Below are 20,335 nucleotides of genomic sequence, written 5' to 3'. Positions count from 1 at the left end.
GTCTTCGCTATTCTTGCGGGGATTCCCGATGCCAAGGGCGGAGACACCGCCGGGAGGGATGTACGGTCCGGTGCACATCGGCAGAGTCGCGGAGTACCCGCGACCGGATCACGTGTTGTTCCACTTCAGTGACACCCATCTCATCGCGGATGATGGCGACCTCTACGACGCCGTCGACGCCGACCTGCGGCTGCGACAGCTGCTCGACCAGGCTCTGAGTAGTGGTATCCGTCCGACGGCGATCGTCGTCACCGGTGATCTCACCGACCGGGGCGAGCCGGCGGCCTACGACAAACTGCGCCACATCATGGAGCCGTTCGCGCGGCGGGCCCAGGCCCCGATCGTGTGGGTCACCGGCAATCACGACGATCGCGCGGCACTGCGGCAGCGACTGCTCGGCGAATACCCGTCGACCGCGCCGCTGGACCGCGTGCACATGATCGATGGGTTGCGCGTCATCGCCCTCGACACCTCGGTGCCCGGCCACCACTACGGCGAAATCAGCGACGAACAGCTGAGCTGGCTGCGTTCGGTGCTGTCGGAACCGGCCCCGTTCGGCACTGTGCTCGCCATGCACCACCCACCGGTGCCGTGCGTGATCGATCTCGCGGTCACCGTGGAACTGCGCGATCAGCCTCGCCTGGCCGATGTGCTCGACGGCAGCGATGTGCGGGCGATCCTCGCGGGTCATTTGCACTTCTCCACCTACGCCACCTTCGCGGGCATCCCGGTCTCGGTCGCCTCGGCCAGCTGCTACACCCAGGATCTCGGTGTCGAAGTGGGCGGGCTGCGCGGTCGTGACGGCGCACAGGCTTTCAACTACGTGCACATCTACCCCGACACGGTGGTGCATTCAGTGGTGCCGATCGATCGCGGTCCGACCGTCGGCGCTCCGTCGACCCCGGAGGAAGCGGCGGCGACGTTGCGGGAGGCGGGCATCGTGATTCCGCCCGCGGCCCGCATTCCCCACGTCATGCGCAACGCGCAGCCGGCTCAGGAATCGGGTGACGAACCGGTCAGGCCGCGCCCGACTCCGGAATGACGGGGTGGGACAGCGAGTCGATCTGTTCCCACGGAGCCGGGTCGGGGTAGTAGTCCGCGAGGAATTCCGACACGGTGCGCACACGTTCCGTTTCGGCGATCTCGGGAAAACTGCCGTCGTTGAGGCAGAAGAAATCGACGTCGCGCCGTTCGATCAACCCGGTGAGCAGCCCGAGCCCCGCGCGACTCGTCGTGTCCACGTATCGCATCCGCGCCGACTCCTGCGGCACCGCACGCCCGCTGAGCAGGGCGTAGTAGTGGTAGAGCGAGTTGGTGACGGAGATATCGGTCGCGGCGCGGAAGCGGCTCGCCCTGGTGCGCGCGAAATCCTCGGCGAATTCCGCTTCCATCTCGAGGAGTACGCTGCGGCGCAACGGCACCGGGGTGTGTTCCAGATGCCGGGTGATCACATGTCCGAATCGGTCCGCCAGCAGCGCGCGATTCACTCTCGCGGCATTCTCGAAACCGCTGCGGCGCTCGGTGTTGTGGCCGGGTCCGATGCGGGTGTCGGCCTCGATGAACCGGCTGATGCCCGCCGGGGTGAAGAACATGGACGGCCGCGTCGGGCGGGCGAAGAACATGTCGTCGTTGGAGTACAGGAAGTGTTCGCTGAGACCTTCGATGTGCTGGAGCTGGCATTCCACGGCGTGTGAGTTGAAGGTGGGCAACCCGCTGGTCTCGGTGAAGTGGTCGAGTGCGCGTACCACGGTGACCGCCGGATGCTCGGCCAGCCAGGACGGAACGGCGGAGTCGGTGGCGATGAAGATGCGGCGGATCCACGGCGCGTTCTTGTACACCGAGCGAAGGGCGTATTTCAGCTCATCGATCTGGCGGATCCTGGCGTCGGAGTCGTCGCCCTCGCCGACCACGACCTGCGCCAGCATGTCGGCACGGCGCGCGCGGAATTCGGGATCGGACCCGTCGACCCAGGAGAAGACGATGTCGATATCGAAGTCGATGTCGGTCGGATGCGGAGCGAACATATCGGTCAGGGTCGGCCAGGTGCGCTCGAACAGCACGACGTCGGTCTGCGTCACATCGGCGAGATCGAACACGGTGCGGGTCAGCGCGTTCGGACGCGGGCATTCGACGGTGTCGCCGTGGTAGTCCCAGAGTTCGAGCTCGACATGGTGGGCCGGATCGCCGTCGCGGCCGAGCCGAACGACGTTGTCTCGCGTTTCGACGCAGGCGAATCCGGCGGCGAGCGCGGCGGTCAGCACCCGCTGCACCATCGTCCGGTGCGCCGCGTCCGCGGCGAGTACGAGCCGGTGCCCACTGTCGCGCACCAGCAGGAACGGCACCTCGGCCGTGGCCAACTCGCCGCGTAGATACATCAGATCGGCGATCATCGCGTCCGAGACCACGAGGTTACCCGCGGTCGGCCGGGCGACCATATCCACCGTGCGCGATTCCGCTGCTCCCATATCCATCATTTGCTTGTCCCATCCGTCGGGTCGTTCCATCGGAAAGCGCAGGGCACCGCGCCGGATAGCAGCCGACGACCCCGACCGGCGGCAGCCGGTCCGGAGACGCCGCGTCCGGCGCGGTCGCATTCAGGGATGGGGGAGGGTGCTGTAAGGCAAGAACGAATTCGTCGCCGGATGCTCAGACGGGCGGTGAACCATGTCGTTCTCACCTCACTCGTGGACAGACGCTCACACGTCGTGCGGGAAGGTGCTGACGCGTAGGGCCGGGGACGGCCGATGGCGGTGGAATCAGCACACAGACCGGACAATCATCGGCCGGCGGATGGAAGAACTCCTGATGAACAGGGAGTTGCTACGAATGATGCATCGCATTTCGGCGTCCGTCAATCGGAATCGCCTTCGGCGCTCGGAACAGCGTCTGGCCTGCACTCCCGAGGTCATCAGTGTACCCTCTCGGCGATGCCGTATTCGGCGACACCTCCGATACCTCCGATACCTCCGACCGCGGCGGTGCGATCGCCGCGAAGGAGCCGACGGGTCGCGGAGCCTGATAACCACCTGAGATCGGATCGGGCAAATGCCGCACCGTCAGCGGCGAAGGGCCGCAGCGACTTAGACTGCTATCAGCGCGGCACAGCCCGTCGCGCAGCGATCCACGAGGTGAACCACGATGGCAGCCGGAGCGAGCCCGACGCGACAGGACCACTCGACCGATCATCCCGAACTGGACGTGCTACCGGAATGGCCACGCCAAACCATCGCGGTACTGGTCACCACCGATCCAGCGCCCCATGCGATTCCGGTGTCGTGGCCGGTCCGCGCCGGCGACCGGACCATACTCATCAGTCTCAAGTACGATCGCGGTTCACTGGCCCGGCTGAGGGAACGGCCGCCGGTGGCATTGCTGATTCTCGGGGGCGGTAATGTCGCGCTCTGCGCGCGCGGCACCGCTCACGTGATTGCCGAAGAGATGCCCGACGCGCAGGATTACGTCGCGGTGCGTATCGATGTCGAGGTGATCGACGATCATCGGCAGTCGGCGTTCGCGGTCGTCGACGGCATTCAGCGCACCGTCCTCGACGCGAGTGAATTGCATGCGTTGCAGGGCAGGGTCGATACTCTGCGCGAGTGGGCCGGCCATTCCCAGTGATCCGGTTTTCACAACGGGTCGGACACCAAATGGAAACCGGTGCAACAAAAATCGGAACAACGGTAATAATCGTGAAGAAAGGCGGCGCGCACGCGCCGAACGGAAGGGGATCATGAGCGTCACACTGGCCAAGGGCGGAAATGTTTCGCTGTCGAAGCAGGCCCCGAACCTGACCAAGGTCACGGTAGGCCTCGGCTGGGACACCCGCACCACCACCGGGGCGGATTACGACCTCGATGCGAGTGCACTCGCCACCGGTTCGAATCTGAAAGTGCTGTCCGACCAGCATTTCGTCTTCTACAACAATCTGCGTTCGCCGGAAGGCACGATCGAGCACACCGGTGACAACCTCACCGGCGAGGGGGAGGGAGACGACGAGTCGATCAATATCGATCTCGCCGCCACACCCCCGACGATCACCAATATCTTCTTCCCGGTCTCCATCCACGATGCCGACGCGCGCGGCCAGTCCTTCGGTCAGATCCGCAACGCGTTCATCCGGGTCGTCGACTCCGTGTCCGGCTCCGAACTCGCCCGCTACGACCTCACCGAGGACGCGTCCACCGAAACCGCGATGATCTTCGGCGAACTCTACCGCCACGGCGCCGAGTGGAAGTTCCGCGCGATCGGTCAGGGCTACGCGTCCGGGCTGGCGGGGATCGCCCGCGATTACGGGGTCAATATCTGAGTAACCGGTCGGGAAGGCCGGCTCGGCCCCGGTGCCGAGTCGGCCTTCCCGTCGTGTCCGCGTGAAGCCGGCTGTCCTAGTTCTGTTCTCGATCGAGCGTTGTGGCGCGCCGCGCTGTCTCGGTTCCGCCTCGGAACGGAGCGATGATGTGCTGCCCGTACCCGCTCTCGTGCGCTTCGTCGCCGCGTCGCCGTCGTTCGGGCAGGCGGATATTGATGCGTTTGAGCCAGCGGTCGGTGCCGTCGTAACGCGCGGTGAACGGCACCCGGCCGTGCACGGCGACATCATTGTCGACCAGCAGAACCTCACCGGGCCCTAAGGCAGCGGTGCGGCAGACCCGCTCCAGTTCGGCGCTGAGACGGGCGTAGGCACGGCGGAATTCGGGACCGGCGTCGGCGAGCGGGGTATAGGCGGGGTCGTAGCGAAGCGTGGAATCTGCTGTGCTGTCACGGGATTCGCTCCACAGCGTGGGCACCGGGGGGGACGGGTAACGCTGATGGCCGTCGCCGTAGGAGATGTCGGGCAGAATCGGCAGCATCGGTGTGCTGAGCAGCCGACGTTGATTCTCGGTCAGCGTGACCTGTCGCACCGAGGAGATGGTGGTGCCGACACCGTCCGGATTGCGCAGGCACGCCAACATCAGAAGGTTCGCCCGGTGCGGATGGAACGCGTCCTCGGTGTGCGGACTGAGCAGTATCGTGCTGCTCGCACCCGACTGCTCGAATTCGTGTCCTGGGGTCGGCAGGATGTTGTTGACCAGCCTGCCACCCTGCTGGCCGACCCAGCCGAAGGGTTCGCCGACCGCGCGCGCGAGCAGCAGCATGACGACATCGAAGTGGAAGGAATGTGCGCGGCGCCGTCGATCGCCGCTCCATGCGGCAGCCTCACGCCATCCGGGCGGCGTCGGCCCGAATTCGTCGTCGGTGACGGGCAAACGGCTGACGATCGTCGCTCCGGCAGCGCCGGTCGGGGTGCGAAAGGCGTGGCGAATCGCCGCGGGCAGTTCCGAGGTACCGGCATCGATCCGGGCGATGAGCGCCGGATCGGCCAGCGTGCGCGCTCGCGTGCGCGGGTCGCCGGGGCCCGCGTCCAATGAGGTGCAGATCCGATCTGCCAGAGCACGAACCGCCCGCCCGGCCTCCGGTGGCAGTTCACGTCGTTCGATATCGTGTGGGTGAAGCGTCTTACGTTCGGAGAGAACGCTTTTCACCAGGAAGTACCTTCCTTCGTATCGGCCGAACGATGGTGGTGACGATCCGATCTGGGAAGCCTGCGTTTCTCGTTCCCGTGGCGGAGAATGCCCGGGCGAGTCGCGGATGAGAGCGATAGCGCATCAGCGAGGGTACGCGAGAACGGCTCGGCCGGAGCAGATTCGCGGCATCCGTCGGCGCGGCCGGATCCGGGAATGGACGCGGTCTTTCGCGACCGCCTAGATGCGAACTGCCCCAACACATCCTCGCGCTCGGTCGCGGCCCTGCACCGCGCACTCCGTCACCCGGCGGCGAAGCCGGCCTGTGGATAGCGAGCGACACGCGACCCGCCTGTGGATAACTCGGAATGTGTTCCGGCGTTCCCGATCTAATCTCGGTGTGGTGGCCGAAGGTGCCGCCGAAGGGGGAACGTATGCCACAGCACCGGCGCCGAAAATCGCCCACACCGGGCCGAGGATGCCACGCACCGCGCGCGGCGAAGGAGTCCTCGGTCACGATCGGCCGGGGCATCGCCGCGGATCTGGATGATGGAGTGGTGTTCCCGAAGACGTTCGGTGTCATGGCCGCTGCCCTGGTGACCCTGGTGATCGCCGGTTGCGGGGCGGGTCCGGAGCTGCCGCCGATTCCGGAGGGGATCCCGCCGGGGCCCGGCGCGGTGATCCCCGTGATCGATCTGGACGGTCCGGGGCGCACCGCGCTGCAATTGCGGAACTGGGCCTCCGAGCAGTCGGGTACCGGAATTTCCTCCGTCGCGCTGGAGGCATACGGATACGCGGCCGCGGTGATGGGCCGGGCGAAACCCGAATGCGGTATCGGCTGGACCACCATCGCCGGTATCGCCAGCGTGGAGAGCAGGCACGGGACGCATGGCCGTTCCGGTCTGGACGACGATGGAACCGTGCGCCCGCCGATCGTCGGCATCGCACTCGACGGTTCGCCGGGCGTCGCACTGATCCGCGATACCGACGGCGGCGCACTCGACGGCGACGACGTCAACGACCGGGCCGTCGGCCCGCTGCAGTTCATTCCGGAAACCTGGAAGCGCTGGGGCGTCGACGCCAACGGCGACGGTGTGGCCGACCCGCAGAACATCGATGACGCGGCGCTGACGGCGGCCCGATACCTGTGCGCGAGCGGCGGCGACCTCACCTCCGAACCCGGTTGGCAGAAGGCCCTGCTCACCTACAACCAGTCCAACAGCTATTTACTCACCGTCCGCCATCGCGCCGCCGCCTATAGCGTCGGGCGCCGAGTGTGATCCCGCGCGCTCCGCGTAGGGGCGTCCGACTCGACCCGCCGTGCCGGGACCGCACCTGTCGCGTACTGCGATAGGCTCGGCACCGCACGGCCCATCCCGTGATATCCACCGTGCCAGCAGCGAAGGAGTGTCGTTTTCGTGGCCATCATCGAACAGGTCGGAGCTCGCGAGATCCTGGATTCTCGTGGCAACCCCACTGTCGAGGTCGAGATCGCCCTCGACGACGGCACCCTGACCCGGGCGGCGGTGCCGTCGGGCGCCTCCACCGGTGAGCACGAGGCCGTCGAACTACGCGACGGCGGCGATCGCTACCTCGGTAAAGGCGTGCAGAAGGCCGTTGAGGGCGTCCTCGACGAGATCGCTCCCGCCGTCATCGGACTGGACGCGGTCGAGCAGCGCACTGTCGACCAGGTGCTGCTGGATCTGGACGGCACCCCGGATAAATCCCGCCTCGGTGCGAACGCCCTGCTCGGCGTTTCGCTCGCGGTGGCCCGCGCCGCCGCCGAATCCTCGGGCCTCGAGCTGTTCCGCTACCTCGGCGGCCCGAACGCGCACGTCCTGCCCGTCCCGATGATGAACATCCTCAACGGCGGCGCGCACGCCGATACCGGCGTCGACGTCCAGGAGTTCATGGTCGCCCCGATCGGAGCGCCGACCTTCAAGGAGTCGCTGCGCTGGGGCGCGGAGGTCTACCACGCGCTCAAGGCCGTGCTGAAGTCGAAGGGGCTCGCCACCGGGCTCGGCGACGAGGGCGGATTCGCCCCGGATGTCGCCGGTACCAAGGAGGCGCTCGACCTGATCAGCGTCGCCATCGACAAGACCGGCCTCAAACTCGGCACCGATGTCGCGCTCGCGCTCGATGTCGCGGCCACGGAGTTCTACACCGCCGGTAGCGGTTACAAGTTCGAGGGCAGCGTCCGCACCGCCGCCGAGATGGCGCAGTTCTACGCCGACCTGTTGGCCGCCTACCCGCTGGTCTCCATCGAGGATCCGCTGTCGGAGGACGACTGGGACGGTTGGGTCGCGCTCACCGATCAGATCGGCGACAAGGTGCAGCTGGTCGGCGACGACCTGTTCGTCACCAACCCGGAGCGTCTCGAGGAGGGTATCGCCAAGGGTGCGGCCAACGCGTTGCTGGTGAAGGTCAACCAGATCGGCACACTGACCGAGACCCTGGACGCGGTGGAGTTGGCGCACCGCAACGGTTACAAGACCATGATGTCGCACCGATCCGGCGAGACCGAGGACACCACCATCGCCGACCTCGCCGTCGCGGTCGGCAGCGGCCAGATCAAGACCGGCGCGCCGGCGCGCAGCGAGCGTGTCGCCAAGTACAACCAGTTGCTGCGCATCGAGGACGCGCTGGGCGATTCGGCCCGGTACGCCGGGGACGTCGCGTTCCCTCGGTTCGCGTTCGAAGGCTGATCACCGCGGTGCGAACGCCGGGCTCGGAGGTGGTAGCCGACGCCACCGCCGAGGCCGCGTGAGCACCGCAGCACAGGCACAGGGAGCGGTATGACGGAGCGGCGTGCGCGTGGAACCAGTCCGGCCGGACGCGGGGACCGCCGCACGTCGCGAGTCGCCGGATCGCGGCCACGGGCAGGCGCGGATACCGAAACCGCGGCCAGGCCCGCGGCGGCCAAACGGGCCGCGCGCAGGCGGACCGACGCCGACAAGAAGGCGGGCCCACGCAAGATCGCGGCGCGCGGCAACCCGGGGGACAGGCACGAGCGCACGATCCTCGGCCTGCCCACCGGTAAGGCCGTCGTTCTCGCGGCCGTGGTGTGCGCGCTGGCGCTGACCCTGGCCGTGCCGATGCGCACGTATTTCGCCCAGCGGGCCGAGGCGACGGATCTGGCCCAGCAGCGCCAGGAACTGGAGGCCGATCTCGCACGACTGCGCGATCGGCGTGCGCAACAGCGGGATCCGGCCTACATCCGCGCCGAGGCACGCGACCGGTTGCGGCTGGTGATGCCGGGGGAGACGCCCTATATCGTGCAGGTGCCCGGTATCGAGGCCCCGCCCCGCCCCGCGCCGCCCACCCGCTCGAAGGCTCCCGACCCCTGGTACACCGAACTGTGGGAGACCATCTCGCAGCCGCAATCCACTGCCGCGACCGCGCCGATGTCGCCTGCCAGGCCGCAGCCCGCCGCCCCGCCCGCACCGGAAGGACCAAGGTGACCGCACCGACAGACCGCGATCTCGAGATCATCGCCGGACAACTCGGCCGTGCCCCGCGCGGAGTTCTCGCTGTCGCCTATCGGACGCCGGACGGTCTGCCCGCGGTGGTGAAAACCGCGCCGCGGTTGCCCGACGGCACCCCCTTCCCGACCCTGTACTACCTGACCGATCCACGGCTGACCGCCGAGGCGAGCAGGCAGGAATCGGCGGGTGTGATGCGGGAGATGACCGAACGTCTCGGCTCCGACCCGGAATTGGCCGCAGCCTACCGCGCCGCCCACGAGAGCTACCTGGCCGAACGCGACGACATCGAGTCGCTCGGAACCGATTTCACCGGCGGCGGCATGCCGGACCGGGTGAAATGCCTGCACGTATTGATCGCGCACGCGCTGGCGAAGGGTCCGGGCGTCAACCCCTTCGGTGACGAGGCAGTGGCGATCGCGGCGGATAACGGGTTGCGCGGCAAGGCGATCCCGGCCGATTGGCCGACATATGAGCGGACGAAAGAAGACCGATGAACGCATCACCCACCGCGGCGGCCGGAGCAGGTGGACGGAACCGGGTCGCGGCCGTCGACTGCGGTACCAACTCGATCCGCCTGCTGATCGCCGACGTCTCGTCCGACGGCCGCCTGACTGATGTGCATCGCGAAATGCGGATCGTCCGGCTCGGACAGGGGGTGGACGCGACCGGCTCACTCGCACCGGAAGCGATCGAACGCACCCGCGTCGCCTTGGCCGACTACGCGGCACTCATGCGTGCGGCGGGGGTGAGCCGGGTGCGGATGGTCGCCACCTCGGCCACCCGCGACGCCTCCAATCGCGAGGATTTCTTCGGCATGACCAGGGCCGAACTCGGCTCGGTCGTGGCGGGCGCGCAGGCCGAGGTGATCACCGGCGACGAGGAAGCGCGACTGTCCTTCGCCGGCGCGATCGGTGAATTATCCAGTGCGGCCGGACCTTTCGTCGTCGTCGATCTGGGTGGCGGTTCGACCGAATTGGTTTTCGGTGACAGCGGCGGGGTGAAGGCGGCGTATTCCGCCGACATAGGATGTGTCCGGATCACCGAACGGTGCCTGCCGGGCAACCCGCCGACCGCCGAACAAATCGCGGCGGCAAGGGAATTCGCCACCGAACGCCTGACCGAAGCCTTCGCGCGGGTTCCGGTCGAGGGCGCGCACACCTGGGTGGGGGTCGCTGGCACCATGACGACGCTGGCCGCCGTCGCACTCGATCTGCCCGAATACGATTCCGAACGAGTGCACCTGACCAGCCTGACGCTGGATCAGGTGCGCGAGGTCTGCGATCGCCTGATCGGGATGAATCACGACGAGCGTGCCGCGCTCGGCCCGATGCACCCCGGACGCGTCGACGTGATCGGCGGCGGCGCCGTGATCGCGGAGGTGCTCGCCTACGAATTGTCCCGCCGCGCGGGAATTTCCGCCCTCGTCGTCAGCGAGCACGACATTCTCGACGGCATCGCGTTGTCCATCGCCTGATCCCGCCCGCGCCGACCGGCGTGACCGGCTCGGGCGGCGGGCGATTCCCGGTTGGCAATCGCCTCCGGGATGTGTCGCGTGCCCCCTCGGGCGCGTTGGCCGCTACCGAGTGCCCGGCCCGCCTCGGTCGATGAGATCCATGACGGCCGCGCGCAGATCACCGCGTGAACCCTCGCCGTACAACTCGGTGAGCGCGATCTCGGCGACCATCGCGACCAGCAGGTGCGCCACCGCGCTGGGATCGGGCCAGCCGAGGACGGTCAGGTCGGCTTCGATGACGCCCGCGAACTCTCGATTCCGCGCGTAGACCTCGTCCAACAGGTCGCTATCGGTGCGTGATTGCGCGAGAAAGGCTTTGGTTCCGCGCGTCTGCAGGCAGGCGTCCAGGTAGGCGGTGACGCCCACACGGATGCGTTCGGCGCCCGGCGGGATATCAGTGATCTGCGCGGTGATGAGCTCGGCGAGCGCGTCGTGGTACCGGCGGTGCAGGGCGATGACGTAGCTGCGCCGATCCGGGAAATGGTGGTAGAAGGTGCCTTTCGCCATACCGGCGGCCTCGACCACGGCGTTGACGGACAGCCCGCGCAGCCCACGGTCTTCCGCGACGAGTGCGCCTGCGGTCAGGAGGGCGGTGCGGCCGGGCTCGGCTGGTCGTGGCATAGGTGCATCCTCCCCGATCTCTTTGCGTGCGGGCACACCGACGCTAGTCTATGACCGACCGGTCGGTCACGCCCGTTTCGGCGGGCGTCCATTGGAACCAGATGAGGAGAGTCGATGTCACGCTGGCCGAAATACGTCGCGGGCGTCTGTGCCGCCTTCGCCCTGACCGTCGCGAGCGCGATCCAGGTCGCCGCCGCCGATGACGAGCCGGTCGCGCCGTCCTATAGCTACGTCGGCGGACTGGCCGCGCAGGTGACCCGACCCGGTGGACCGCCGCCCGGCGCGAACGACTGGTCCTGCCGTCCGAGTTCGGTCCATCCGAATCCGGTTGTGCTGCTGCACGGTCTGAGCAACGACACCATCACCTGGAATTCGCTCTCGCCGGTTCTGGCCGGAGCCGGATTCTGCGTTTTCACCACGACGTACGGCACCGGCCCGCTCGGCCCGATCGGGGCCATCACTCCGGTCGAGGAGAGCGCGGTCCAGATCGGCGCATTCATCGACCACGTGCTGACGGTCACCGGCGCGGCGAAGGTGGACCTGGTCGGTCATTCGATGGGTGGGGCGGTGCCCTTCTACTACCTCAACCACCTCGGCGGGGTGTCGAAGATCGACGATTACATCGCCATGGGGGCACCGCTGCACGGCACGACATTGAGCGGTCTGCAATCGATGTTCGCCGGATTGCTCGAACAGCCCGCCATCGACGAATTGCTCACCAGCCGGTGCGGCCCCTGCCAGCTCTCCTACGGCGCGCCGTTCCTGCGCACCCTCAACGCCGATCCGGCCATCGCTCCCGACATCCGTTTCACCATGATCGTCAGTCGCTACGACGAGATCGCCACCCCGTACACCACCGGCCTGCTCGACGGGCCGAACGTGCACAACATCGTGCTCCAGGATCTCTGCGCCACCGACTACACCGAACATTACGAATTGACCGCGGATCCGGTCGCGGTGCGCGCGGTGCTCGACGCTCTGGAACCGGCGCGAGCCGAACCCGCGTCGTGCGCGGTCGTCCTGCCGTTCATCGGGCCGGTCGGGCGCTGATCGACCGCTGAGGCCTGTGCGGCAGGTGGGGGCGCCATCGTCGGCGCCCGCGGCTGTCTTCCGCGACCCGGATCACGAGGTCGTGTACTTCCCGATCACCGGACTGGTGACAATTGCCGTCGGCGCGGTTGTTGCTGGGCTCGCGCCCTGGGTAAGCCGCTATACGGCGGGCGTCCACTGCATCGATCCCGGCAGAACCGAGGTAGAAGGAGTACACCGTGACGATTTCGAGCCGTTCCGGCCGCGGCGGACTGTTCCGCACCAAATCGGTGGAACAGTCCATCCGCGACACCGACGAGCCAGACTCGAAGCTCCGCAAAGACCTGACCGCGTGGGATCTGACCATCTTCGGCGTGGCCGTCGTGGTCGGCGCGGGCATCTTCACGCTGACCGCCCGCACCGCCGGTGACGTCGCCGGTCCTTCGGTCTCGCTGGCTTTCGTCTTCGCCGCCATCGCCTGCGGGCTGACGGCGCTGTGCTACGCGGAATTCGCCTCGACCGTGCCGGTCGCCGGCAGTGCCTATACCTACTCCTACGCCACCTTCGGTGAGTTGGTCGCCTGGATCATCGGCTGGGATCTGATCCTCGAATTCGCGCTCGCCGTCGCGGTGGTGTCCAAAGGCTGGTCGCAGTATCTCGGGGAATTGATGGACCGCAAGGCCGCGGTCGTCGATATCGGTCCGGTCACCTTCGACTGGGGCGCGGTGCTACTGATCGCGGTGCTCGGCGTGCTGCTTGCCGTCGGCACCAAACTCTCCTCGCGTGTCTCGGCCATCGCGGTCGCCATCAAACTCGCGGTCATCGCGGTCGTGCTCGTCGTCGGAATCGGTTACTTCGACAGGTCGAATCTGAGTCCCTACATTCCGCCCTCGCGGTCCGGCGCGGCCGACGAGGGCATCCACCAGTCGCTGTTCTCATTCCTGACCGGGGCGGGCAACAGCAGTTTCGGCTGGTACGGCCTGCTCGCCGCGGCGAGCCTGGTGTTCTTCGCGTTCATCGGTTTCGACGTGGTCGCGACCGCCGCGGAGGAGACAGAGAACCCCCAACGCGATGTGCCGCGCGGCATCCTCGGCTCGCTGCTCATCGTCACCGTGCTGTACGTGGCGGTATCGCTGGTGCTCACCGGCATGGTGCCCTACACCGAACTGTCCGGTGACAATGCCACCCTGGCCACGGCCTTCGCGCTCAACGGCGCGGACTGGGCGAAGAACATCATCTCCGTCGGCGCGCTCGCCGGCCTCACCACCGTGGTCATGGTGATGTACCTCGGGCAGACCCGCGTGCTGTTCGCCATGTCCCGCGACGGATTGCTGCCGCGCCGCCTCGCGCATACCGGCGCGAACGGAACCCCCGTGCGGCTCACCGTCATCGTCGGTGTGTGCTGTGCGCTACTGGCCGGCTTCGTCGACTTCGGCACCCTCGAGGAAATGGTCAATATCGGCACCCTGTTCGCCTTCGTTCTCGTCGCGGTCGGGGTTCTCATCCTGCGTCGCACCCGGCCGGACCTGCCGCGCGGATTCCGCGTCCCACTCGTACCGCTGATCCCTGTTCTCGGGGTGCTGGCCTGCCTGTGGTTGATGCTGAACCTGTCGATGGAGACCTGGCTGCGGTTCTTGGTGTGGATGCTGATCGGGTTCGTGGTGTATTTCGCCTACGGGCGACGGCACTCCGTGCTCGGGCTGGCATCGTCGCCGGAGCGGGGTTCGGAGTAGGGAAGAGGGTTTGTGTCCTGGCCGTCGTCCGGACTGTGATCCTTCACCCACCCTTCCCACCCGCCGGACGCGCGTCCCCCGCAAATCTCGTTGTGCACCTTGACCTCTGGCAATTCTGTGGAATACCGCCGATTGATCTGAGCCGCCCATTCGACTCACCGGGGGGCATCGGGATTCCGGTACAGGCGTACGGGTCGGTAGGCTGACCCGCACGCCCCTATAGCCCAATTGGCAGAGGCAGCGGACTTAAAATCCGCCAAGTGTCGGTTCGAGTCCGACTGGGGGCACTACGAAACCGCAGGTAGATCACCATTGTCGTGTTTGTCGGCCTCCTCGGCGGTCATGTCAGTCCGCAATGAGTCCGCAGCGGCCAGCGCTCCTTGATGCATCGCGTCGGCGACCGGGTCGAGGTCGTCATCGAACAGATGGCCGTACAGATCGAGGGTCAGGGTGGCCGTTTTATGGCCCAGCATCTTCTGAACGACCTTGATATTGGCCCCGGCGCTGATCGCCAGGGACGCCGCAGTGTGGCGAAGTCCATGCGGCACCAAGCCGTCCAACCCAGTGGCGGAAACTGCCTGATCGAACGCCCATCGGAATTCGCCGAGCGGCAAGTGTCCGCCGTGTCGACCCTCGAAAACCAGCGATTCGCGGTCCCGACCGTCGAGGTAGCTGGTCAGTTGGTCAACCAGGAATCTGGGCACCGGCACCGACCGTGACGTGTGGTTTTTTGTGTCGGTCTGCACAATGCCCTGACCCACGACATAAGTTGCTGAACGCGAAATCATGATCCGCCGACGATCTAGGTCGACATCCGAACGCCGGAGCGCGATGGCCTCACCGAACCGTATACCGGTATACGCCAGCACGAACACAAGCGTCCTGAATCGTCCAGATCCCAGCGCCACTTCCAGAACCTGCCGATGGGTGAGGTACCGCCGTTCAGCCGGGGACTTCTGAGGAAGGTCGATCTCCTCAGCCGGATTCACCGCCAGTCGCTTGGCCTTGATCGCGAACCGCAGCACCTGGTCGAGCACCTGGTACGCCTGAATCACACGCGACGCCGACAAGCCCTGCCCTTTGAAGCGGTAGCCCCCCGACTCCGAGAGGGTCACCACCCACGCTTGTACGTCCTCGAACTCGATGTCTCGCAACGGTGTTCGTCCCCATCGGGGAATCACAAGCCTGTCAAGAAGCGAACGGTATCCGGCAACCGTCTTCGGCTTACGCAGCTTCTTGGTCGCAAACCACTTCTCGGCCACGACCGCGAACAACACCGCACTGCGATCCGGATCGACCCACGTACCAGACACCACCTTCGTGGTTACATCGCCGTCGAGAAACCGTTGCGCATCGGCCTTCACCGCGAACGCCGCCGTGCGCTCTACTCCGTTCGGATCGACATACCGCGCACGCCACCGCTTGACCTTGCCGTGTCGCTCCGCAGACTTCACCTTCTTCCGCAGCTTCTCTCCGGTCGCCGGATCGACCACGGTCACAGTCGGGAACCAGCGATCCTCGATTCCGGAACGCGGATTGCGCCGGGTAGTCACTACGCCGCCGCCCTGCCGCTACCGGTGGCCTGTTCCTGTTCGGCGATCCAGGCCAGCACCACCGACTTACGCCACACCCGGCGACGCGGACCCAGCTTGAAGCTCTCCGGGCCGCGCCCGACGTGCGCCCACCACCGCCAGGTCGCTTCCGGAATCCCGGTCAGTTCCTCGCACTGCTTCGCACGTAGGAAGGTGTCGTTCTCGTTCATGATCAATTCCTCTCAGGCCGCTTCCGGAAAGCTCGAATCTTGTTGCAGTGCAACGGTTTCACGTGAAACCAGGTCGCCTGGTGGTCCCTCGTCCCGCACGAGGCAAGCCCTGTCGTACTCGGCGCGCTGGCGGATCTTGAGCGCGACCGCGGCCATGACCAGGTGTGAACGTGGGGGCGCGTCCCGATCACCGGGACCGACCGGGGTGATCCGCAGATGGGAGGTGTCGGGCGGGAAAATGCCGAGCGCGGAGAGCTTCTCGCGCACGTACTCCATGCGTTCGGCCTTGTGATCCGGGACCGTCTTGCCGGACCACTGGCGGGAGTTGTTGCACCGTTTGCCGGGGACGCCGAGCAGTTCGCGGCGGTGGTTCTTGCCTCGGCAGTGACCGGGTTGGGTCTTCTCGTTCGCGCCCCGGGGGACGATGCCGTAGCGCAGCCACACCGCGCACGTCTTGGAACACGGGGTGCGTTGGAGTTCGGCGTGGAGCCGTTCGTAGTGGCGGTTCACACGCGGGCTGTCGGACTCGAGGATTTCGCCGACCGACTTGGTGAGGTACTTGGTCAGGTAGGCGACCTTGCGATCCATTTCCGGTGTGCCCGCGAGGATCTGGACGGGCTTGGACTCGGCACCGAACTTGAGGGTGTGGGCGGGTTCGATCTCATCGACCGAGGCGATCACGTCCAGGGCATCATCCCAGTGGGTCAACGCCCGCCGAGTGCGCGGGTCCACGAACGTGCCCGCCGTGTGGTCCCAGACCGGCATGTGATCGCCGGAATAGACCTCGTGTTCGGGGCCGTGGTGGGGCCACCAGATGTTGCGGTAGGTCGCCGCGGTCACCGCGTACAGGATCTTGGTCGGGACCGATCCCCGGATGGCAAGGTGGATGTGGGGTGCACCGCGCTTCTGGGGTTCGACACTGGCCCAGTACTGCACGTTCCACCCGACCGCGCGGCGAAGGTTGATGATCCAGTGATCGAACAGTTCCTTCATGTGCATGATGTCGCGGGCAGCGCGTGCGTAGTCGTAGGAGTCCGGGTCGACCGGGGAACCATCCGACACCCACGCCCCACGCTTGTCCCTGCCGCCCTCGGGATCCCACACCCGATTGATGCGGCCGTAGGAGCCCATCGTGAGAGTCCAGAACGTAGACGGTCGGTACTTGCCGTTGGCGTAGGCGGTCCCGACCGTGGTCCGGGCGACCTTCTTGCGGGGCAGGTCCGGCAGATCGTCACGCCGCTTGGTCGACTTCGCCCTACGTCGTGGTTTCTCCTCCAGGGCCGGGAGACGGCCACGCACACCGAGTTCGCGTAGCTCGGTGTCGAGGTCGGCCACCAGAGCCTTGACCGCGTCCGCGAGTTCGCCGTCACCGTCGCGGCGAGCTTCGTGGAAGGAGTCGAACAGCGCCGCGCGAGCACCGAGCACCTGGGCCTGTGCTTCGGTGACGACGGGTTCGGGGGTGACGGGTTCGTGTTCGGCGCACCACCCCTCTTTGAGTTGGGTCACTCGGACGTACTTGTTCGCTTTCGCGCAGGCGGGGCAGGTGGAGGTCACGGTGGCCTTGCACGGGGCACCGATGTAGGAGACGCGGGCGGTGTGGGGGTCGAATGCCCGCATCGGCACCACCCGCGCACACACGTCGTGCTTCTCCGCGGCAGCTTCGGCGATGTCGCGCAGGTCGGGCATCGCGCGCCGTTCGGCCGCCGTCTGACGATTCGGGGCCACAGCACCCAGCGGAGCCGACACCGCCGTCACGCCATCACTCCCATCGACGCGGTGACCTTCTCCAGCGACTCCAGACGTTCGGTCAACCGATCCAGATGCGCGGTGACCATCAGCAACCGGTCCAACACCACCGACAACGACACCTCCGACCCGACCTCCACCGCAGCGGCGACCGGTACCGAGTCCTCGGACGGCCACAATTCGGCCATCGAACGACCCACCGCCACCGCCACCGCGTGACGAGTCACCGGATGCGGACGACGCCCTTGGGAGATCCAGCGTTCGACCGTCTTCGCGTCCACCCGGACCCGTTCGGCCAACATCCCCGGCGTCATCCCGGCGTTCAGGATCGCTTCCCGCAGAACAGCATTCGCGGCCATGATCACGCCCTCTTCTCGATCGAGGCCACCAGACCCCCGAAGCACGACCAGCAACGCAGGAACGCCTCATCGGGGAACCGGTGACCGTTGATGTACTCGGTGCCCTTGCACGCCTCACAGACCCGCCACACCGTCACCTTGTGAGTCGCGACGCACGACACCCGCTCGCACCGCTTGCGCAGGCAGTACCGGCACACGCCAGCCGCGTTCACACGCGAGGGAGGCGGCACTCTCCTACCCCGCGCCATCAGAACCACGCCTCGGGATCATTGATGTCGAACACCTCGGAGACCCGACCGGCGTGATCACGGATCACCGGACGGCCCTGCGCCGAGTAACCGATCACCACCGGCCCCGAAGACACCTTCACCTGGGGAGCGCCGGGGAAGTCGATCACCTCGGCCAGTTCCCCGTCGTCGGAGGCATCGGTCAGACCGCCGAAGCAGTCGCACCGATGGCAGGCCGCCTCCGGGTCCACATGACCGTTCACCCACTCGCTGCCACCGCACCGGTCGCACAGCACCCACACCGAACGGGCGTAATCGGCCACACACTGAGCCGACGAGCAACCACGCTTGGCGCAGTAGATGCAGAAACCCGCGAGATTCAAGCGCGAGGGGCGAAGGGATTTGGTGGCAGCTGTCCGAACAGACTGTGCGTTCATAGTTTTGGTCTCCCGATGTCTCAGCTTGTCCACTGTTCTATGCCAACCTAGTACACCATAGGACAGTGCAAAGTGTCCACCCCTACCTATGGCGATATAGGGCAGGGTCTATCTATCCTTTGTGGATGAGCGCCGCATCGACTCCCAAGGCTCCGTACCAGCAGGTAGCCGCCAGCCTCCGAGCGCAGATCGAAACGGGTGCGCTAGCGCCGGGGGAGAAGATTCCGTCCACTCGAGCGCTGGCCGAGAGGCATGAGGTAGCCCCCATGACCATCAGCAAGGCCATACGAGCACTGGCTGACGAAGGCTGGATTGTCACCGTTCCGTCGCTGGGTGTCTTTGTCGCCGACTCGTTGCCAGCCACCGCCGCCGATTTGGCCAAGCAGGTTGCCGACCTTGACAAGCGACTCCGCGCTGTTGAGACAAAGCTGAGCGAGTCGTAATCACTGTGCTCGGTCATGCTTCCACTGTCCGTTGGTGTCGACCCCCAAGGAAGCCTGTCGCTGTCTCCCGTCTGTCTCCCAACATGATTGGAGACGAAGGCAGGGCTGTGGAGACAGTCGACTCAGGTCGATACTCGATGTCATGACCGAGAAGCCCGCTCACGTGCCCCACGGACAGGAATTCCGAGCCGTCCTCCGAGACGCGCGGAACAGTGTAAACGCATCACTGAATGACCTCGCTCGCGACACCTACACATCGCGTGGATGGATCAACAATGTCGAAGCTGGACGCCGCTGGCCGTCGCGGGAGTGGGTTCTGAGTGCGCAAGCAATACTTCGCACGGAATCTCTGTTGCCAGCCTGGGAAATCGAGAATTCTCAGCGTGACAGTGATATCCGCATTAAGAATGCGATAAAAGAATCCGAACGGGAAGCGCATTTTCTGCTTTCTATCGAACCTGACACGGCCGACATCGAAACAATAAACGAGTCGGTTGCTGATCTGGCGGTTGCATACTTGGCAAATCCGGCAGAACCCATGTTCAATCAGGGGATTGCCTTGCGCGGTGAATTGGTGCGACGAGTCAAGTCGGGCGCTTTTCATCCGCGTGAAAGGTTGGACCTGCTCACCGCGCTCGGGCGGGTATCCGGCGTTCTCTCGTATGCGACCCTTGACCTTGGGCAGTCCACCACCGCAATGCTCCACGCAGAGGTTGCCCGCAAGATGGGAACGCTGGCCGGGAGCAGCGACCTGGTGGCGTGGGCTTATGGGACAGAATCCCTGATTGAACGGTTTGATCAGCATTACGAGCACGCGCGGGACTTGCTGTTAAGTGCGGGTCCGTACCTCGGGGCCGGAACGTCAGCCATTCGCGTACTCTGTGGACTCGCCCAGTGCTCTGCAAACCTGGGTGATACCCGCGCGGCAATGGAATACATCGCACAGGCGAAAAAAGCGCGGGACATCGCTGGAGAGGATGCGGTCGAAGGGCTGTTCACCTTCTCGCCCGCAAAGCAGGAGTATTACACTGCCTCGGCGCTCATGTGGTTGCCCGACCAAGCGGCGCTGAAGGTGGCTGAGGAAAGCGCAACCAGAGCCATAGCGATTTGGGAGCACGAGCCAGTAGAGCAACGCTCGCTGGACGATGAGGCATTGACCCATGTCTATCTCGCAACGTCTCGGATCAAGCTAGGCGAGATCGAAGGCGCAATGGCCGCGGTTCGTCCTGTGCTGGACCTCCCCAACGATCGACAGATCTCCTGGATTCGCAAACGAGTCGGGGAACTGTCGAATCTGATCACGACGGACAGCAGGTACAAGCGGTCTCGGACAGCTTCCGCCGCAGTCGAAGAGCTACGAACCCCTTCGTAGCCCCCGTCCCAGCACTCATGGATGTGGTTGCTGAATTTCGCTATATAGAGTCAAGAGCGCCCCGGCGGCGCTCCGCGCCGCCGCCGCGCTTCGACACGCAACCGCCCGCCTCC

Annotated in this window: 20 protein-coding genes and 1 tRNA gene; 13 read left to right on the top strand and 8 right to left on the bottom strand. The window is 66.0% G+C overall.

What is annotated here, in order from left to right; translation table 11 throughout:
• The first annotated feature begins 70 nt into the window (after window positions 1–70).
• Window positions 71–1,042: a phosphodiesterase gene (locus ABZS43_RS23010; protein ID WP_355038103.1), complete on the top strand. Its 972-nt coding sequence runs from the start codon at window positions 71–73 to the stop codon at window positions 1,040–1,042.
• Here the strand turns inward: ABZS43_RS23010 and ABZS43_RS23005 are convergent.
• Complete coding sequence (locus tag ABZS43_RS23005; protein ID WP_355038102.1) at window positions 1,017–2,435, bottom strand: stealth family protein; 1,419 nt, start codon at window positions 2,433–2,435, stop codon at window positions 1,017–1,019. The two genes, ABZS43_RS23010 and ABZS43_RS23005, sit on opposite strands and share 26 nt — an antisense overlap.
• A gap of 703 nt (window positions 2,436–3,138) precedes the next feature.
• Here ABZS43_RS23005 and ABZS43_RS23000 point away from each other — a divergent pair.
• Entirely contained in the window at window positions 3,139–3,618 is a 480-nt protein-coding gene (locus ABZS43_RS23000; RefSeq protein ID WP_355037992.1) for a pyridoxamine 5'-phosphate oxidase family protein, read from the top strand.
• 112 nt (window positions 3,619–3,730) lie between these two features.
• Complete coding sequence (locus ABZS43_RS22995; protein WP_355037991.1) at window positions 3,731–4,306, top strand: TerD family protein; 576 nt, start codon at window positions 3,731–3,733, stop codon at window positions 4,304–4,306.
• 76 nt (window positions 4,307–4,382) lie between these two features.
• On the opposite strand, the gene ABZS43_RS22990 is transcribed toward ABZS43_RS22995, so the two are convergent.
• The gene (locus ABZS43_RS22990; protein ID WP_355037990.1) at window positions 4,383–5,516 is read right to left on the bottom strand and encodes a TauD/TfdA family dioxygenase; all 1,134 of its coding nucleotides are present in this window, start codon (window positions 5,514–5,516) and stop codon (window positions 4,383–4,385) included.
• A 560-nt stretch (window positions 5,517–6,076) separates the two neighbouring features.
• Between ABZS43_RS22990 and ABZS43_RS22985 the strand changes: the two genes are divergently transcribed.
• The 5 genes from ABZS43_RS22985 (at window position 6,077) to ABZS43_RS22965 (ending at window position 10,454) form a co-directional block, all read left to right on the top strand.
• Window positions 6,077–6,775: a lytic murein transglycosylase gene (locus tag ABZS43_RS22985; protein WP_355038101.1), complete on the top strand. Its 699-nt coding sequence runs from the start codon at window positions 6,077–6,079 to the stop codon at window positions 6,773–6,775.
• A gap of 138 nt (window positions 6,776–6,913) precedes the next feature.
• Window positions 6,914–8,200 carry a phosphopyruvate hydratase gene (gene eno / locus ABZS43_RS22980; RefSeq protein WP_355037989.1) on the top strand — a complete coding sequence of 429 codons (1,287 nt, stop codon included), beginning with the start codon at window positions 6,914–6,916 and terminating at the stop codon, window positions 8,198–8,200.
• A gap of 90 nt (window positions 8,201–8,290) precedes the next feature.
• On the top strand, window positions 8,291–8,956 hold the full coding sequence (locus tag ABZS43_RS22975) for a septum formation initiator family protein (RefSeq protein ID WP_355037988.1): 666 nt from the start codon (window positions 8,291–8,293) through the stop codon (window positions 8,954–8,956).
• The gene (locus tag ABZS43_RS22970) at window positions 8,953–9,474 is read left to right on the top strand and encodes a DUF501 domain-containing protein (RefSeq protein WP_355037987.1); all 522 of its coding nucleotides are present in this window, start codon (window positions 8,953–8,955) and stop codon (window positions 9,472–9,474) included. The genes ABZS43_RS22975 and ABZS43_RS22970 overlap by 4 nt, the downstream gene beginning before the upstream one ends.
• On the top strand, window positions 9,471–10,454 hold the full coding sequence (locus ABZS43_RS22965; RefSeq protein ID WP_355037986.1) for a Ppx/GppA phosphatase family protein: 984 nt from the start codon (window positions 9,471–9,473) through the stop codon (window positions 10,452–10,454). Before ABZS43_RS22970 ends, ABZS43_RS22965 begins: the two co-directional genes overlap by 4 nt.
• A gap of 102 nt (window positions 10,455–10,556) precedes the next feature.
• On the opposite strand, the gene ABZS43_RS22960 is transcribed toward ABZS43_RS22965, so the two are convergent.
• Window positions 10,557–11,114: a TetR/AcrR family transcriptional regulator gene (locus ABZS43_RS22960; protein WP_355037985.1), complete on the bottom strand. Its 558-nt coding sequence runs from the start codon at window positions 11,112–11,114 to the stop codon at window positions 10,557–10,559.
• A 114-nt stretch (window positions 11,115–11,228) separates the two neighbouring features.
• Here ABZS43_RS22960 and ABZS43_RS22955 point away from each other — a divergent pair, with 114 nt between their 5' ends.
• The 3 genes from ABZS43_RS22955 to ABZS43_RS22945 all read left to right on the top strand — a co-directional run bounded on the left by ABZS43_RS22955 (window position 11,229) and on the right by ABZS43_RS22945 (window position 14,163).
• On the top strand, window positions 11,229–12,164 hold the full coding sequence (locus ABZS43_RS22955) for an alpha/beta fold hydrolase (protein WP_355037984.1): 936 nt from the start codon (window positions 11,229–11,231) through the stop codon (window positions 12,162–12,164).
• A 218-nt stretch (window positions 12,165–12,382) separates the two neighbouring features.
• Window positions 12,383–13,876 (top strand): amino acid permease, encoded by a 1,494-nt coding sequence (locus ABZS43_RS22950; RefSeq protein WP_355037983.1) that lies wholly within the window; start codon window positions 12,383–12,385, stop codon window positions 13,874–13,876.
• Between the two features lie 213 nt (window positions 13,877–14,089).
• Window positions 14,090–14,163: transfer RNA gene (locus ABZS43_RS22945), tRNA-Leu, on the top strand.
• On the opposite strand, the gene ABZS43_RS22940 is transcribed toward ABZS43_RS22945, so the two are convergent.
• The 5 genes from ABZS43_RS22940 to ABZS43_RS22920 all read right to left on the bottom strand — a co-directional run bounded on the left by ABZS43_RS22940 (window position 14,164) and on the right by ABZS43_RS22920 (window position 18,293).
• Window positions 14,164–15,375, bottom strand: a complete 1,212-nt coding sequence (locus ABZS43_RS22940) for a tyrosine-type recombinase/integrase (RefSeq protein ID WP_355037982.1) — start codon at window positions 15,373–15,375, stop codon at window positions 14,164–14,166.
• A 53-nt stretch (window positions 15,376–15,428) separates the two neighbouring features.
• On the bottom strand, window positions 15,429–15,638 hold the full coding sequence (locus ABZS43_RS22935) for an AlpA family phage regulatory protein (protein WP_355037981.1): 210 nt from the start codon (window positions 15,636–15,638) through the stop codon (window positions 15,429–15,431).
• 12 nt (window positions 15,639–15,650) lie between these two features.
• Window positions 15,651–17,393, bottom strand: a complete 1,743-nt coding sequence (locus tag ABZS43_RS22930) for a replication initiator (protein WP_355037980.1) — start codon at window positions 17,391–17,393, stop codon at window positions 15,651–15,653.
• Complete coding sequence (locus ABZS43_RS22925) at window positions 17,390–17,743, bottom strand: helix-turn-helix transcriptional regulator (protein WP_355037979.1); 354 nt, start codon at window positions 17,741–17,743, stop codon at window positions 17,390–17,392. The genes ABZS43_RS22930 and ABZS43_RS22925 overlap by 4 nt, the downstream gene beginning before the upstream one ends.
• Window positions 17,744–17,990: 247 nt before the next feature.
• Window positions 17,991–18,293, bottom strand: coding sequence for a hypothetical protein (locus tag ABZS43_RS22920; protein WP_355037978.1), 303 nt, complete (start codon window positions 18,291–18,293; stop codon window positions 17,991–17,993).
• Window positions 18,294–18,532: 239 nt separating this feature from the next.
• Here ABZS43_RS22920 and ABZS43_RS22915 point away from each other — a divergent pair, with 239 nt between their 5' ends.
• Together ABZS43_RS22915 and ABZS43_RS22910 are read left to right on the top strand one after the other, a co-directional pair.
• Entirely contained in the window at window positions 18,533–18,850 is a 318-nt protein-coding gene (locus ABZS43_RS22915) for a winged helix-turn-helix domain-containing protein (protein ID WP_355037977.1), read from the top strand.
• A 142-nt stretch (window positions 18,851–18,992) separates the two neighbouring features.
• On the top strand, window positions 18,993–20,222 hold the full coding sequence (locus tag ABZS43_RS22910; RefSeq protein ID WP_355037976.1) for a helix-turn-helix transcriptional regulator: 1,230 nt from the start codon (window positions 18,993–18,995) through the stop codon (window positions 20,220–20,222).
• Window positions 20,223–20,335 lie beyond the last annotated feature (113 nt).

The organism is Nocardia sp. NPDC005366 (assembly GCF_040606855.1).
GTDB lineage: Bacteria > Actinomycetota > Actinomycetes > Mycobacteriales > Mycobacteriaceae > Nocardia.
Note: the sequence above shows the minus strand (reverse complement) of the source record. Positions and strands in the feature narration are given on the sequence as shown.

What these genes read in the sequence shown, in the direction of transcription:
- ABZS43_RS22960 (WP_355037985.1), bottom strand. Translation starts at nt 11,114, where the DNA reads ATGCCACGACCAGCCGAGCCCGGCCGCACCGCCCTCCTGACCGCAGGC.
- ABZS43_RS23005 (WP_355038102.1), bottom strand. Translation starts at nt 2,435, where the DNA reads ATGGTCGCCCGGCCGACCGCGGGTAACCTCGTGGTCTCGGACGCGATG.
- ABZS43_RS22910 (WP_355037976.1), top strand. Translation starts at nt 18,993, where the DNA reads ATGACCGAGAAGCCCGCTCACGTGCCCCACGGACAGGAATTCCGAGCC.
- ABZS43_RS22985 (WP_355038101.1), top strand. Translation starts at nt 6,077, where the DNA reads ATGGCCGCTGCCCTGGTGACCCTGGTGATCGCCGGTTGCGGGGCGGGT.
- ABZS43_RS22955 (WP_355037984.1), top strand. Translation starts at nt 11,229, where the DNA reads ATGTCACGCTGGCCGAAATACGTCGCGGGCGTCTGTGCCGCCTTCGCC.
- ABZS43_RS23000 (WP_355037992.1), top strand. Translation starts at nt 3,139, where the DNA reads ATGGCAGCCGGAGCGAGCCCGACGCGACAGGACCACTCGACCGATCAT.
- ABZS43_RS22925 (WP_355037979.1), bottom strand. Translation starts at nt 17,743, where the DNA reads ATGGCCGCGAATGCTGTTCTGCGGGAAGCGATCCTGAACGCCGGGATG.
- ABZS43_RS22935 (WP_355037981.1), bottom strand. Translation starts at nt 15,638, where the DNA reads ATGAACGAGAACGACACCTTCCTACGTGCGAAGCAGTGCGAGGAACTG.
- ABZS43_RS22915 (WP_355037977.1), top strand. Translation starts at nt 18,533, where the DNA reads ATGAGCGCCGCATCGACTCCCAAGGCTCCGTACCAGCAGGTAGCCGCC.
- ABZS43_RS22975 (WP_355037988.1), top strand. Translation starts at nt 8,291, where the DNA reads ATGACGGAGCGGCGTGCGCGTGGAACCAGTCCGGCCGGACGCGGGGAC.
- ABZS43_RS22965 (WP_355037986.1), top strand. Translation starts at nt 9,471, where the DNA reads ATGAACGCATCACCCACCGCGGCGGCCGGAGCAGGTGGACGGAACCGG.
- ABZS43_RS22995 (WP_355037991.1), top strand. Translation starts at nt 3,731, where the DNA reads ATGAGCGTCACACTGGCCAAGGGCGGAAATGTTTCGCTGTCGAAGCAG.